The 13,325-nt window shown below is 54.7% G+C and carries 11 protein-coding genes and 1 pseudogene; 4 read left to right on the forward strand and 8 right to left on the reverse strand.

Features of this window, described 5'->3' with window-relative positions:
* Positions 1-4 precede the first annotated feature (4 nt).
* The gene (locus M0644_RS12835; protein ID WP_286625998.1) at positions 5-907 is read left to right on the forward strand and encodes an energy-coupling factor transporter transmembrane protein EcfT; all 903 of its coding nucleotides are present in this window, start codon (positions 5-7) and stop codon (positions 905-907) included.
* The gene (locus M0644_RS12840) at positions 805-2,280 is read left to right on the forward strand and encodes an anthranilate synthase component I (protein ID WP_399374397.1); all 1,476 of its coding nucleotides are present in this window, start codon (positions 805-807) and stop codon (positions 2,278-2,280) included. The genes M0644_RS12835 and M0644_RS12840 overlap by 103 nt, the downstream gene beginning before the upstream one ends.
* Here the strand turns inward: M0644_RS12840 and M0644_RS12845 are convergent.
* From M0644_RS12845 to M0644_RS12855, 3 genes are read right to left on the reverse strand one after another with little or no spacing between them, the layout of a single operon-like run.
* Positions 2,277-2,753 (reverse strand): DUF3122 domain-containing protein, encoded by a 477-nt coding sequence (locus M0644_RS12845; RefSeq protein ID WP_149821464.1) that lies wholly within the window; start codon positions 2,751-2,753, stop codon positions 2,277-2,279. The two genes, M0644_RS12840 and M0644_RS12845, sit on opposite strands and share 4 nt — an antisense overlap.
* A 12-nt stretch (positions 2,754-2,765) precedes the next feature.
* Positions 2,766-3,341, reverse strand: a complete 576-nt coding sequence (locus M0644_RS12850; protein ID WP_286625999.1) for a DUF3365 domain-containing protein — start codon at positions 3,339-3,341, stop codon at positions 2,766-2,768.
* 38 nt (positions 3,342-3,379) lie between these two features.
* The gene (locus M0644_RS12855; RefSeq protein ID WP_286626001.1) at positions 3,380-4,678 is read right to left on the reverse strand and encodes an NAD(P)/FAD-dependent oxidoreductase; all 1,299 of its coding nucleotides are present in this window, start codon (positions 4,676-4,678) and stop codon (positions 3,380-3,382) included.
* Between the two features lie 178 nt (positions 4,679-4,856).
* Between M0644_RS12855 and M0644_RS12860 the strand changes: the two genes are divergently transcribed.
* Complete coding sequence (locus M0644_RS12860; RefSeq protein ID WP_149821863.1) at positions 4,857-5,294, forward strand: single-stranded DNA-binding protein; 438 nt, start codon at positions 4,857-4,859, stop codon at positions 5,292-5,294.
* A gap of 244 nt (positions 5,295-5,538) precedes the next feature.
* Here M0644_RS12860 and M0644_RS12865 read toward each other — a convergent pair whose 3' ends face one another.
* The gene (locus M0644_RS12865) at positions 5,539-5,826 is read right to left on the reverse strand and encodes an endonuclease domain-containing protein (RefSeq protein ID WP_286626002.1); all 288 of its coding nucleotides are present in this window, start codon (positions 5,824-5,826) and stop codon (positions 5,539-5,541) included.
* Between the two features lie 131 nt (positions 5,827-5,957).
* Here M0644_RS12865 and M0644_RS12870 point away from each other — a divergent pair.
* A pseudogene (locus M0644_RS12870) lies at positions 5,958-6,576 on the forward strand (transposase).
* 89 nt (positions 6,577-6,665) lie between these two features.
* On the opposite strand, the gene M0644_RS12875 reads toward M0644_RS12870, so the two are convergent.
* Genes M0644_RS12875 through M0644_RS12890 form a run of 4 tightly spaced genes read right to left on the reverse strand, consistent with a single transcriptional unit; the run spans position 6,666 to position 13,325 of the window.
* Positions 6,666-7,163, reverse strand: a complete 498-nt coding sequence (locus M0644_RS12875; RefSeq protein ID WP_149821472.1) for a chemotaxis protein CheW — start codon at positions 7,161-7,163, stop codon at positions 6,666-6,668.
* Positions 7,156-9,933 carry a hybrid sensor histidine kinase/response regulator gene (locus M0644_RS12880; RefSeq protein WP_286626003.1) on the reverse strand — a complete coding sequence of 926 codons (2,778 nt, stop codon included), beginning with the start codon at positions 9,931-9,933 and terminating at the stop codon, positions 7,156-7,158. The genes M0644_RS12875 and M0644_RS12880 overlap by 8 nt, the downstream gene beginning before the upstream one ends.
* 2 nt (positions 9,934-9,935) lie before the next feature.
* Positions 9,936-12,749 (reverse strand): methyl-accepting chemotaxis protein, encoded by a 2,814-nt coding sequence (locus M0644_RS12885; protein ID WP_286626004.1) that lies wholly within the window; start codon positions 12,747-12,749, stop codon positions 9,936-9,938.
* A gap of 33 nt (positions 12,750-12,782) precedes the next feature.
* Positions 12,783-13,325 (reverse strand): chemotaxis protein CheW, encoded by a 543-nt coding sequence (locus M0644_RS12890; protein ID WP_286626005.1) that lies wholly within the window; start codon positions 13,323-13,325, stop codon positions 12,783-12,785.

Genomic DNA, 13,325 nt, shown 5'->3' on the forward strand with positions numbered 1-13,325 from the left:
TTCCATGGATCTCCTGCGATCGCTCCCTTTGGGGCTATACCTTGAACAACCTGTGACTTGGCTGCATCGCCTTGATCCACGGGTCAAGCTGGCATGGTTGATGACGTTTCTGTTGGCACCTATTTTGGCGGATGTCACTTGGCGGTTGGGGCTAGTGGTTAGTTTAATTTTCCTGACCCTCCTAGGGGGAATTCCCGCACGGGTGTGGCGGCGGCAACTGCTGTGGCTCCTCTTGGTGGGGAGTTTAATTCTAGTCATCACGGCTTTGATGCCGGATGGGATGGCGGTCACCTATCAACCCCGCCGCCCTTTGGCAGCGACAGTTCCGCCCACGAGTTACAGTTATATCCTGTGGCAGTTTCATACCCAAGTGGGTCAGTTTCCCATTCATCTGCAAGTCTCCCAGCGATCGCTGGATTTGGGGTTACGCCTGAGTACCCTCCTGTTTACGCTCCTTTACAGTACGCATCTGTTTTTGCTCACCACTGCCCCTGAGGAAGTCACCGCTGGCTTGGAAAATCTGATGCAGCCCCTGAAACGCTTTAAGCTGCCGGTGGCCGAAATTGCCCTGACCTTGACGCTGTCGCTGCGGTTTATTCCCTTGGTCTTAGAAGAGGTGCAAAACCTGAGCCGCTCAGTGCGGACGCGTGCCATCAATTGGCGACTGGTGGGCATTAAGGGCAGCATCAAGTTGTGGCTCACCTTAGCAGTACGGCTGTTGGACAATTTACTCCTGCGGGCAGAACAGGTGGCCTGTGCGATGCAGGTGCGGGGCTTTCAAGAACCGGGAACCTACGATAATCCCTGGCACCATCTGCGACTGCAGCGGCGAGATTGGTTGGCTCTGGGGGGCATGGGGTTATTTTGGTTGGTTCGTTTGGGTTGGTTGGGGGTGACACACCATTGATGTTCCCCTGTCAGCCGTGGCTATGGTGCTGTTTGCCGCTGCGGCGTCGCACGGCTCGCGCCGTTTTTCAGCAGTTATTTTTGGCGGAGCCGATTGCCGTCCTCCTCGAAAGTCCAGCCCAAGCCCCCACCTCCCAAGCGCGCTACTCCATTTGTGCGGGTTCCCCCCGCGGCGATCGCCAGTGGCCACTCTCCTTGGGTCAAGTCCTGCCGACGCTACAAAGCTTTCCCCAATGTGAAGCGGTTCCTGAAGCGGTGCGCCATCTGCCCTTTACTGGTGGCTGGTTGGGATGGCTGGGGTATGAGTTGGCGTGGGAAATTGAAGCCCTGCCGCCTCTGAAGCCTGATCCTCTCCCTTTTCCAGTGGCCTTTTGGTATGAACCCCAAGCCTTCGCCGTCTTGGATCATCAGGAAGATCTGCTCTACTTGGCGGCTTCGACCCCTAGCCAACTGGCAGCGCTGCAAGAAGCGCTTGCGGAAACACCCCCTGAGCCATCTCTCTGGGTGCCCGATCGCCCCGGCAGCATTGAACTAGCCGCTGGCTGGCAACCCGATACCTACCAAGCAGCGGTGCAGCAGATTCTCCGCCATATTCGCGCTGGCGATATTTTTCAAGCCAATCTGTCGGCCCGCTTTTGCCATTACGGGCGCGTTGATCCTTGGCAACAATACCTGCGGCTGCAGCAGATTAACCCGTCTCCCTTTGCCAGTTTTTGGCAGACCCCTTGGGGCTACATTGTCAGTTGCTCACCGGAACGCTTGGTGCAAGTGCAGGGAGATAGGGTGCAAACCCGACCCATTGCTGGTACCCGTCCGCGCGGCCAAACCCCAGCGGGCGATCGCGCCCAGGCCGAGGAACTCCTTAGGAATACCAAAGAACAGGCAGAACACATGATGCTCGTGGATTTAGAGCGCAATGACTTGGGGCGAGTGTGCCAGTGGGGCAGTGTGGTGGTGGATGAACTCCTAACGCTGGAGTACTACAGCCATGTGATTCACTTGGTGAGCAATGTTCGCGGCACGTTGCAGCCGGGGCTGTCTCCTGTGGATGTGATCCGTGCCCTCTTTCCCGGCGGCACGATTACTGGCTGTCCCAAGGTGCGCTGCATGGCGATTTTGGCCGATTTGGAACCCTTTCCCCGCAATTTGTTCTACGGTTCCTGTGGCTACTGGGATCAGCGGGGGCATTTGGACTTGAATATCCTCATCCGTACCTTATTGGTGGCAGGCGATCGCCAGACGACCTGGGGACAGGTGGGCGCCGGTATTGTGGCCGACAGTGATCCACAGCGGGAATGGCAAGAATCCCTGAGCAAAGCCCAAGCCCTGCTCCTTGCCCTCGGAACACCTATGCCCATCAGCCCCCGTTCCTAGGCTCCCTCCATCAGAGCGTGCCATTCAATTACCACAGCCGCAGGCACAGCAATCTCAATCCCCTGCTCCTCTAGGGGCGGACGCAGTACCAAAGGTTCACTCTTGGGCAATTGCGAGGCGAGGGGCAACAGGTCAAACTGTCCCACATTGGCAACGGAGTCTGCCTTGGGAAAGTCATCTACGGCTGTGAGGGTTTGACCGCTCGATGTGATCAGCACCAAGGGATCGGGATGGCGAAAGTGGTACTGCTCGGGAAACCCCACCAAGCGTAATTGCAACTGGTCACGACGGGAAAAGAGAATCACCTGCCACGTGAAGCCACGATTATCGCGCAACTGATGCCGCGACTGCACCACCACTTGATTGGGAGCCTCTTCAATGGTGCGCATCATGGCAGGGCTACTGGGGGACACCGCTAGCCACAGGGGAATGACGAGCAGGATCACAAGTAACAAACGCTGCCAACGTTTCATTGAAGTTCCTCCCTAGGGTGAGGTTTGGAGTGCCTGTTGAATTTGCGGAATCGTCACAGCGTACATGCCCCGCAGATCACCAACACGGAAACCATAGGCGCGATCGCTGGGATATTTTTCTTGAATAAAGGCAGGCCGCCGATTTTTCGCCCCATGACAGGCAAGGCAACTGGCTTGGACATCAATGCGACGGAAGTAGTGCACCCCTGCAGCATCCGTTTGCCAAAAGGCTTGGAGTTGACGATTGTTATCAAAGCGATTGAGGGCTTGCACTTCCAGCGCTGTGCGCGGGGCATGGTTGGGGTTGCGGTACTTGAGGGCTACCTGACGCAGTTGCCAGCCATTGGCAGCAGCAATTTCCTTCGCTTTCTTGCCTACGGGGGCACAAACAGTCTTAAAGGTGTCAAGGGTGGGTTCCGTGGGACTTCCTTCTAAAGTAGAGGCAAGGCCAATGCGCATTTGATCCAACTGTTCAATGGCGGTTACGGCTTTCCCCAGTTCATCGGGATTCACATTGGCCAATGTGGCTGAGGAACTGTTGAGCCATAGACAAACCATCAACAGACCCATGAGAAAGAGGCGCGCCATAAAAATTACTCCTTGTCAGTGTTGTTAACGGTTGCATATCAAACTTTTGCGAACGGTTGCTGCTTGGAAACTAGGGGGGGGTGAAGGGGACGCACAAGGGAAAGGCCAAAGAAGAGCCGCAGTCCCCACTGTTCAAACCAAGGAACACTTAGCCCCCATCGCATTTTCAGCAGGAAGTAGCGCTCAAAGACAGCCTTGACCCAACTCACCCACAATCCTTGAATAGCGTAGGCCAAGCGGCGCTTCTGCCCGAGGGTCTCAGGAATCACAGGAGCGGCAATATAGGCAATACCCGTGTCACCAAAGTCGGCAAAACAGAGGGCATCCAGTGTCGGCACCACAGGGTCAGCGGCTAATTCCCCAAGGGCAACAGCAATATTGTGGCTGACGGCGATCGCCATCTCCTCGGTCATTTGACCCGTCTTGGGCAAGCCCATAGGCACAGGGGTGACTTCTATCGGCGGCAGGTGAACACTAATACCGACCCCATAGATTTCAGGATAGTCGGGGTGCTGAAGGGTGGGCAGCAGGGGCAAAAATCCCTTTTCATTGCCAAGACCCGAGGCACGCACAAAGGCTGGCCCGCGAAAAGGTGGCAAAATCATGCTGTAGCCAAAGGGGATTACCCGTCCATCCCGCAACAAAATCCGATGCGGCTCAATGGCCGTGATCTCGGCATTCGTGATGGTTTCAATGCCCCGCTGTGCAATCAGGTCTAGGGTGAGTTGATCACTGTTAGCCAAGCCGCCAATCCCCAGATGGCCAATGTAGGGTTCAGGAGTAATGAATGTAATCTTGACGCGATCGCGCAACCGATGACGCCGCAGGGCATACTCCGCCAAAAACAGAAATTCATAGGCAGGCCCAAAGCAACTGGCTCCCGGCGCCGCACCCACAACTAAATCCTTGGGGTCTTTGAGGAATGCTTGCCATGCTCGATGGGCGGCAACTGCGTGGGCGGGGGTACACACGGAATAACTGTGAACGCCAAGGCCGGGAATCAAATCGAGGGCGAGTTCTGCCCCTGTGGCAATCACTAAATAGTCGTAGTCAAGGGTTTGCTCAGGCAAATAGACTTTCTTAGCTTTAGGGTCAATCTGCTGAACTTTGCCTTGCACCCATTGCAACCCATGGCGACGGCTCACGATCCCTAGGGGCACTTGCAGGCGTTCGAGGGAATGGTGTCCAAGGGCAACTGCCACTAGTCCCGGAATAAATGTAAAGCGATTCACATCGGAGACCAAGACCACTTGATGGCGATCGCCCAAACGGTGCCTTAATTCGTAGGCTGTGGACAACCCGCCGATGCCTGCCCCAAGGACAACCACCCGTGCCATAACCGTATCCTCTGTAAATTTATCTAATTAACTATATGATAGTATAAGAAGATACAATTGGCTACAGCCGTCTGTGCTAGGGAGAACCCCAGAGTCGCGCTGTATTGATCCTGTGGCCTTGTCGCGGCAGCCGTTGGGACTATACTGGAAAGAACACGACCTGTTGGAAGCCGATCGGATGAACAGTTGCGTCCTCTTTGCAGAAGTGATTCAAGCGCCAGAACTGCGCTACACCCAAGAAAATCAGATGGCGGTGGCCACAATGGTGGTGCAGTTTGCTAGCCTGCGCAGTGAAGAGCCACCCATGAGTTTGCGAACAGTGGCTTGGGGCAATTTGGGGCAAAAAATGCAGGCAGAATGCAAAGTGGGCGATCGCCTGATCCTCGAAGGCCGGCTAAAAATGGACACCATTGACCGCCCCGAAGGTTTCAAAGAAAAACGTGCCGAGTTGGTAGTGAGCCGCTTCTACACCGTTGACGGCAACATTGTGGATCATCCCGCCCAGCCCGCAGCAACCCCAATGGCCACACCCGCAGCCACGGCACCTATGACACCGAAAGTGGCGCCCCCACCCCCCGAACCCGAAGATATTAACCTAGATGAGGTGCCCTTCTAGGGATTGACGCTGATTCGGCTAGCGTTTAGCACGAACACATCATCTCACCCACGTCAGTTTGGGATGAGGAGAACTAGAGAGCCATGGGAGGCTTCTTAGTCTGATGGGCAGAGGTCACAAATGAGATTCACGCAGAAATTTACAGGGCAAGGATTCCCTTCGCATCCCTGTCCGTAGTCAGCCCAACTCAGACCCACCCCTAATCCCTCCCTAGAGGGGGAGTTTTGGGAGCGTTGTCCTTAATCTAGGTTGCGATCGCCTCAAGGACTGCCTCAACATTGTGGCGCACCTCTTCATCTCGAAACCGCAAGAATCGAACCCCTAAGGCTTCAAGCCTTTGCTGACGGTAGCGGTCTTGCTCTTGAGCTTCTTCGCTATCGTGGGATGAGCCATCAACTTCGATCGCTAGCTTCAGCTTTTTGCAGTAGAAGTCAACAACGTATTCATCGATAGGACGTTGGCGATCGAAATCATAGCTATTCATCTGCTTGCCCTTGAGATGCTGCCAGAGAATCACCTCCGATCGCGTCATTCTTTTTCGTATAGCCATTTCGAAAGGAGATGAGATATTTTCAAGAGGGATAGGCTATACTCAAAGCGTCATGAATGTTACTCAAGAATATGAGCTATAGCTTGGACTGACGAGAGCGGGTTGTCTCCTATATCAAGCAAGGTGGCAAAATCAGTGAAGCGACTCAAATTTTTCAGGTGAGCCGCGCCACCATCCATCGCTGGCTGAAGCGAGGCGACTTAGCCCCCACGGTTGTCCCCCGTCGTCCTTGGAAGCTGGATTGAGCGGCCTTAGCAGCGGATGTTGCTGCCCATCCCGATGACCGTTTAATCGACCGTGCCCAGCGATCGAGTGGAGTCTGAGTATGGGTGGTCAGCGCGAGGCCAACGAATTGATGGAGAGCGAGCGGGGAAGCGTCAGAAAAGAGAGAGTTGAGTCGCAGGATGGTATAGACACCAGAAAGACTTCATAGCCCCAATGTTGTTTTCAGGATATTTGAATGCGTTAGGGTTTGTGAGTTGGCTGAGTCAATACTGTTTGCCGACGTTAAAGAGACCGTCGTTGTTGACGATGGATAATGCACCGATTCATCCGAAAGGGGCGATTCAGGCAGTGGTGAAAGCGGCGGGTCACGAGGTGTTATTTTTACCGAAATACTCTCTTGATTTGAATGTGATTGAGCACGACTTCAGTGCGCTGAAGCGAGCGCGGATGTATGCAGGGTTAAACTGTTCTATGGATGAGGTGATTCGCAAGTATTGTGCTAGATGATATCTCATTCTCTATTGGAATAGCTATAAAAGTCGGTTTCATACAGCGTACTCATGGCTGGTGCGCCTCCATCTAGAAATGCAGGCAGGTTATCGCGTTTTTAGGGTGTGCAGAACCTGCTCAATATCAACGATAAAGATCGGGGGTAGCTCCTGATCTTCTTGACTACTGACCATGAGGGAACTGACGCTGTGAATACTCCCCCAGTGGAGATAGTTGCTGGGAATGGGATGAATGGCATCCCGTGGAATGCGCTCAATCACGGGGGGTTCTGTGAGGGGCAGGCCAAGCCATTCCCCTTCTAAGCGAGGCTGGAGAATGAGCAAAAATTTCAGCTTCTGGGTTTCTGAGGTTGAGAGGGGATCATCAAAGAGACAGCAGCCAATATCAATGACTAGAATTTCGTGATTCTCATAGGTGACAAGGCCAATCCCCCGCTGGTGGGGGTCGCCATGAATGGGAGGTAAAGGAATGACCCGATAGGCCTGTGCCATGGGCACGGCAAACTGCTCTTGACGCACGATAAAGGTCAGGAACTGCTCTAAAACAACGGGTTGGCTTTGGCGGCGACGGCGGCTTTTAAGCATGGCGGATCAACTGATCAAGGGTGGCCAAGAGGTCACTTTCGCGGAAGGGTTTGCTAAAGTAGGCGGCTGCCCCTAGGCGTTCTGCAAGCTGGCGATGTTTTTGACCCGTGCGGGAGGTCAGCATCATGACGGGGGTGTTTTGGCACTGGGGAATGCGGCGAATTTGAGTGAGGACGCCAAATCCATCGAGGCGGGGCATTTCAATGTCGCAGATAACAGCGTTGACGTGTAGCCCCCCTTGGAGTTTATCAATGGCTTCCTGACCATCTTTGGCCTGCTCAACCCGATAGCCGGCTTTTTCAAGGGTACTGACGAGAAAACGCCGCACGTTCACTGAATCATCAACCACAAGGACGGTGTCTTGGCTAGGGGCAACGGGGCTAGCCACAGGGGCATGAGAACTCTCTTGTTCTGACCAATCAAAGAGGGCAAGGGGATCGAGTAGGGGGACAATGCGGCCATTCCCTAAAATTGTGCAGCCACTAAAGCCTTGGGGGAGGGCTAATTCGCCTTCGACTTGGCGAATGGTGACTTCCTGCTCGCTCCAATAGCGATCGACCCGCAGGGCAAGGGCACTGTCCCCTTGACTGATAATCATCAGGGTTGGCTCGTTAATTGTGGGTGCGCCCTCCATTTCCACAGGACGATAGGGGCGCTGAAAGTGGAAAATCTGGGTGAGGTCAATTAAAGGAATGAGATAGCCTTCCCAGTCAATTAGGGTTGAGCCAAGGGTTTCGATGGGCGGGTAGCGATCGGCCAGCACCATTTCCTCGATTTCTTCGGTGGGTACCGCCAAGAGCATGCCAGCGGCCTCCACCAAGAGCACCCGTACCACTGAGAGGGTGTAGGGAATTGTAATTATAAATCGTGTGCCTTGGCCGGGGGTACTGTGGATCTGGATGTCCCCACGAATTTGCCGCAGATTGGTGCGCACTACATCCATGCCAACACCACGCCCGGAGAGGCTGGTCACCTGTGAGGCCGTTGAAAAGCCCGGCTCAAAAATCAGTTGCCAAAGGTCGCGATCGCTCGCGGTTTCCAACCAGTCCCGGGCTAAGCCCAATCGCCGTGCCGTTTGCCGAATTTTCTCTGGATTTAGGCCTCGGCCATCATCCGCCACAGTAATGACGGTTTGGTTGCCGCGATAGGCCGCCTTTAGGGTAATGGTTCCCGCTGCGGGCTTACCAAGGGCTTGGCGTTCCTCTGCGGGTTCTATTCCGTGATCAAAGGCATTGCGGACAAGGTGCAAGAGGGGATCCGCCAACACACTCAACACCATGCGGTCAATGAGAACGTGGCTGCCCTCAATCTCTAAGTTGACATTTTTACCATGCTCGCGACTCAATTCGCGGATTAGGCGAGGATAGCGGTTGGCCAGATCCGCAAAGGGGCGCATCCGCACTTGGGTAAACCGAGCTTGAAGTTGCTTGGCGGTGCGGTTGAGATCACGGCCAGTGCGTTCAGTGTCCTCTAGGCTCAATTCCAAATCGCTGGTGATTTCCTGTACTTGGACAATGGTTTCCATCACCTCTTGGGAGAGCAGATGCACATCGGTATAGCGATCGAACTCGAGAACATCGAAGCCATGCTGATTTTGGGGATTAAAGTGATGGGGGGCACTGACACGGTCATACTCTGCGCGCAGACGAAAGTTGGCACGCTCAAGGGCACGCACTTTTTGCTTGAGACCCACTAGCAGATCATGGAGGCGCTCCCGTTGTAAATCCAGACCATTACACTCAATGAGCAATTCCCCCATCAGATCACTCAGTTGATCCAACTGATGCCCCGGCACCCGCACGGTCATTTCCTTGGGTTCTTGGGGCTGGGGAGTTACTGGGGTGGTCTCAGCCTCTGGCGCAGGGGAAGGGGCTGCTGTAGGGGTGGGTGGGGGGGACAATAAATCACCCAAGGAGAAGGCCCCCACTTCAGCACTGGCAAAGTCCTCGACCCCTAATTCTTGATTGAGGTTGGCCAGCGATAAATCAATAATGGTTTGATCCGCGTCATCGGTTTCCGGGATTTCCAAGCGGGTGGGCAGAGCCTCCAGTTGACCAGTAATCACGAGGGCTTGACAGCGGCGCCATTGCTGCACAATGTGGGCACCCGCTTCGCTGACATCACAGTTGGGTTGCTCCAGATAGGCACTGACGGAGGCACAAAACTCAGCAAATTGAGGCAGTTCGAGCATTTGTCCGAGGCCTTCCAGTTCTTGGGCGGCGATCGCCAGCTCCTCCTTGAGGCAGGGTTGGCCGGAGGTTTGCAGAACAGTTTCCAAGCGTTGTAGGCAGGCTTCCACCTCGGTTTCAAAGAGCACCACCCGCATCTGCTGGCCATCATCACCACTGAGGAGCGCCAGATCATCCTCCGCCGTGGGATCTCCCAGCCGTCCCTGCAACTCATCCAAAATTGGCTCGACTTGGGTGCGCCACCAGCCCTCATTGGGTTCAACCCCTTGGCGATGGAGGGTAATGACTGCTTGCAGTTGATCCACTGCTTTGAGCAGGAGGTGTTGCACTTCAACATCGTCGCAGGGGCGCGATTTCAAGACCTTGAAGAAATCCTCAAGGCGATGCGCCAGTTCACTGAGGGACATAAAGCCCATCATCGCTGCCCCCCCTTTAATGGAGTGAGCTGCCCGCAGTACAGCATCAATCACCCCCGGCTGGTGGGAGAGTTCCAGTATCCCTGCTTCAATGGTTTGCAGGTAGTCCTGAGCCTCCTCGAGGAACTGGAGACGAATCGTTTCCTCAACGCCGGGTTCGGGCATGGTTATCCCTCAGCAGTCACCTTAAAGATGTTGACGGAGTTTTGGAGTTCCTGAGCAATGTCCACGGTGGCTTGCAAAGACTCAGAAATCTGCTTGGACGTAGCAGACATCCCCTCAGAGACCTTGGCAAAGTCTTTCATGAGGGTATTGACGGTGTTGGAGGTACGGGCTTGGGAGACAGTAGCTTGGGAAATGGACTGCACCAGTTCGTCAATGTGCTGTGACACCTGCACAATTTCTTGGAGATTTTGCTTGGCCACCTCCACAAGGCGGGTGCCTTCAACCACCTGAGCCGTACCCGTTTCCATGGCACTCACCACCTCGTGGGTTTCCATCTGAATCGTTTCTACGATTTGCTCAATTTCGCGGGTGGCCGCTGCCGATCGCGCCGCTAGTTCACCCACCTCTTCGGCAACCACAGCAAAGCCGCGGCCTTCTTCACCGGCACGGGCAGCCTCAATACTGGCATTGATGGCCAAGAGGTTGGTTTGTAGGGCAATCTGGTTAATCAGCGAAATCACCTTGGAAATCTGTTGCGAGGATTCGCCCAAGCGTTTCACCTTTTTGGCGGTTTCGGCCACGGTTTCCCGCAGGTGGAGAATGCTATCAACGGTGGCATCCATGGTTTCACCACCGGTCACGGCTCGCTCTGAAGCTTTGCGAGCCACTTCTGCCGCTTCGTTGGCGCTGTTGGCCACGGATTCAATGGAGGTGGACATCGCCTCAACCGCTTCCAGCATCCGCTTCACCTTCTTGGCTTGCCGCAGCGATTCTTCTGCTAACTCTGTCATGGCTGTCTCATCCGCCAAGAGGGCGGTGTTCACTTTTTCTGTGGTGGCTTTCACTTGGACAACCACGTCCCGCAGACTCTCAATGAGGGAGTTGAAGATGTCGGCAACGGTACCAATTTCATCGGCGGTGATGTCGGCCCGTACCGTCAGATCCCCTTGGGAGGCCGCCTCGACTTCGGTGAGCAGGTTAATCAACTGCATTTGAATGCGTTCCGTACGCTGCTGTTGCTCTTGGGCAAGGCGTTCTGCTTCTTTTTGGGCAGCGGTGGTCTGCTCAAGGAATTTGCTGCGCTCAAGCACCAGTCCGGCTTGGTTGGCCAACTGGAGGAAAGCATCAATTTCGGGCTGCTGCCACTGACGCGGCTCACTGCACTGGTGGGCAATTAAAAGCGCGACCAGTTTTTTCTCCACCAACACGGGAACGACTAAGTTGGCTCGCACCTTCAGGGGAGCAAGTTGTTTGAGGTGGCACTCCGTCAGACCAGCATTGAGAATGTCTGCTGTGGCTTGCACGCGCCCTTTGGTGTAGGCATCAACCCAATTTTGACGGAAGCAGGGATCGTCAATCACCTGTTCGAGGGCTTGGGGCCAGCCGACGGCTACAGACTCGGCAACGACTTTGCCGACATAGTTCTCGTCAAATTCATAGAAGATCACGCGATCGCACCCCAAAAGATGGCGCCCCTCATTGACCAGATTATCGAGAATTTGCTGGCGATCGCTCTGCTGGGTCAAACGAAAGACACTATCACGTAACTGTTGGGCGCGTTGGGCAGCCAGTCGAGCTTCTATCAGGGATTGTTCCAACTGTTCTGCCATCTGGTTAATCGTGCGGCTGAGGGTTGCCAGTTCATCATCCCCCTCCACCGGCAGACGGGTTTGGAGATCCCCTTCACCAATTTTCGTCACCGCCTTGGTGGCTCGCAGCAGGGGTTGAATCCCGCGATCGCTGAGGTAGATGGCGATCGCCCCCGCCACAATTGCCGTCACCACCACCCCCGAAAGGAGTGTCCATGTCAGGTTTCGTAGGGGTTTAAGGGCATAGTCTTGGTCGGTGCCGAGGACAATGGAGGCAAAGGGTTGGGAAACAGTGGTGTAGCTGAGAATTTGGGACTCGCCATCAGAGCGGCGCCGTTCTGTCAGCGTACTTGCTGAGGTATTGTCCCTAGACTGAGCCAGTTTGGGAAAGACTTCCTCTAGGGGTTTACCCTGCAATGCTGGAATAGAGGCAGCAAAGATCGTTCCCCCCGGCTCTACGAGGTAAAAACTCTGCTGCTGAGTGCGATCATAGGTTTTCAGAAATTGCTGAATACTGCTTTTGGGTACCCGCAACCGCAGCACCGCTATAATTTGCTGGTTTTGAGGATTAATCAGCGGTACCGCTAAAAACATCCCCAAGGGGCGTTCTGGCAGTGACAGCGTTGGCTCAACGGTTAAAACCGCGCCCCGCGTTTGGATCGCGAGCTTAAAGTACTCTTGATTTTGGAGAATATTGTTGGCGAGACGATTTCCCGCTGAGGATTGAGCAATAACCGTTCCTTGGCCATTGTTGGCAATGATCGCGGCGCTGTCGTAGGCCACGTAAGCATCAAGGAACTGATCGAGAACGGCTTGCAGTTGGGCGCGATCGCGCTGCTGAATTTCACTGCTATAACGATTATTCAAAACCGAAGCCAAGACGCGCGCATCCCCTCGGCGATCGCGCAGATAGTTATCAAATTGGAGCGCAGCGCTACTGGCTTCCTGCTGCTGGAGCTGCAAGACCTGCTCCATCAGTTGTTGACGCGCCACTTCATTTGCCGCCAAGCCCACACCAATCATCGGCAGTGTTGCAAGGGCAACGGCACTGGTAATCAGTTTCGGACGTAAGCCCCAAAATTTGCGGGGTGGGGGGGGTGGGGATGCAGGTTGCTCAGGGGATTTGCCGTTGGTTGTGGCTTTTTTCTCCTCTAGGGGAGGGAGTTGGTAGTTCAATACCGACGGTGGCAAAGGAGGAATATCAAGGGAGGGTTTGGCAGTGGTCATTGTTGGCACATCCTAACAGCATTAACAGCAGTGCTATCCGACATCAACAGCAAGAACACTTGAGCAAGACCTTTCGGCGATCGCTGCCCCATCAAGGATAAAGAACAACTCCTCTCCTAAGCGACAACAGCCTTTGAGGTAGGGAACCAGCGCCGCGCTCACTGTACCCACAGGCGATTGAATGGCTCCCTCGGGAAGACGGACGATCCCCCGTACCTCCTTGAGCGCCAATCCTAGGTATCCCTTGGGGGTGTGCAGCAACGCGATCGTCAACACCGAAATATCCGCATCCAGTGGCTCCAAGTTGAGCAAGTGGGCTAAATCCAGTACCCAAACAATGCGGTTACGAAAGTTCAGCAGTCCCATCACCACTGCGGCCATATTGGGAATCACCGTGAGCTGTTGCGGTGGGATCACCAACACCTGCTGAATCTCAGTCATCGGCAGCAATGCCGTGAATTGGTCGTGGATAACCAAACGCAAATAGGGCGCCCCTTGGGGGCGATCGCGTAGCGTACTCTTTGGGTAATCGCCCCGCCCTTCACCATGATTCAACCAAGGTGCTGCCCCAAGCAT

Origin of the sequence: Thermosynechococcus sp. B1 (assembly GCF_030322985.1) — a bacterium.
Lineage (GTDB): Bacteria > Cyanobacteriota > Cyanobacteriia > Thermosynechococcales > Thermosynechococcaceae > Thermosynechococcus.

Bases quoted from the DNA above. Each gene is read 5' to 3' on its own strand.
- M0644_RS12890 (WP_286626005.1), bottom strand. From the start codon at position 13,325: ATGCTTGGGGCAGCACCTTGGTTGAATCATGGTGAAGGGCGGGGCGAT.
- M0644_RS12865 (WP_286626002.1), bottom strand. From the start codon at position 5,826: ATGACGCGATCGGAGGTGATTCTCTGGCAGCATCTCAAGGGCAAGCAG.
- M0644_RS12880 (WP_286626003.1), bottom strand. From the start codon at position 9,933: ATGCCCGAACCCGGCGTTGAGGAAACGATTCGTCTCCAGTTCCTCGAG.
- M0644_RS12875 (WP_149821472.1), bottom strand. From the start codon at position 7,163: ATGCTTAAAAGCCGCCGTCGCCGCCAAAGCCAACCCGTTGTTTTAGAG.
- M0644_RS12860 (WP_149821863.1), top strand. From the start codon at position 4,857: ATGAACAGTTGCGTCCTCTTTGCAGAAGTGATTCAAGCGCCAGAACTG.
- M0644_RS12845 (WP_149821464.1), bottom strand. From the start codon at position 2,753: ATGAAACGTTGGCAGCGTTTGTTACTTGTGATCCTGCTCGTCATTCCC.
- M0644_RS12855 (WP_286626001.1), bottom strand. From the start codon at position 4,678: ATGGCACGGGTGGTTGTCCTTGGGGCAGGCATCGGCGGGTTGTCCACA.
- M0644_RS12885 (WP_286626004.1), bottom strand. From the start codon at position 12,749: ATGACCACTGCCAAACCCTCCCTTGATATTCCTCCTTTGCCACCGTCG.
- M0644_RS12835 (WP_286625998.1), top strand. From the start codon at position 5: ATGGATCTCCTGCGATCGCTCCCTTTGGGGCTATACCTTGAACAACCT.
- M0644_RS12850 (WP_286625999.1), bottom strand. From the start codon at position 3,341: ATGGCGCGCCTCTTTCTCATGGGTCTGTTGATGGTTTGTCTATGGCTC.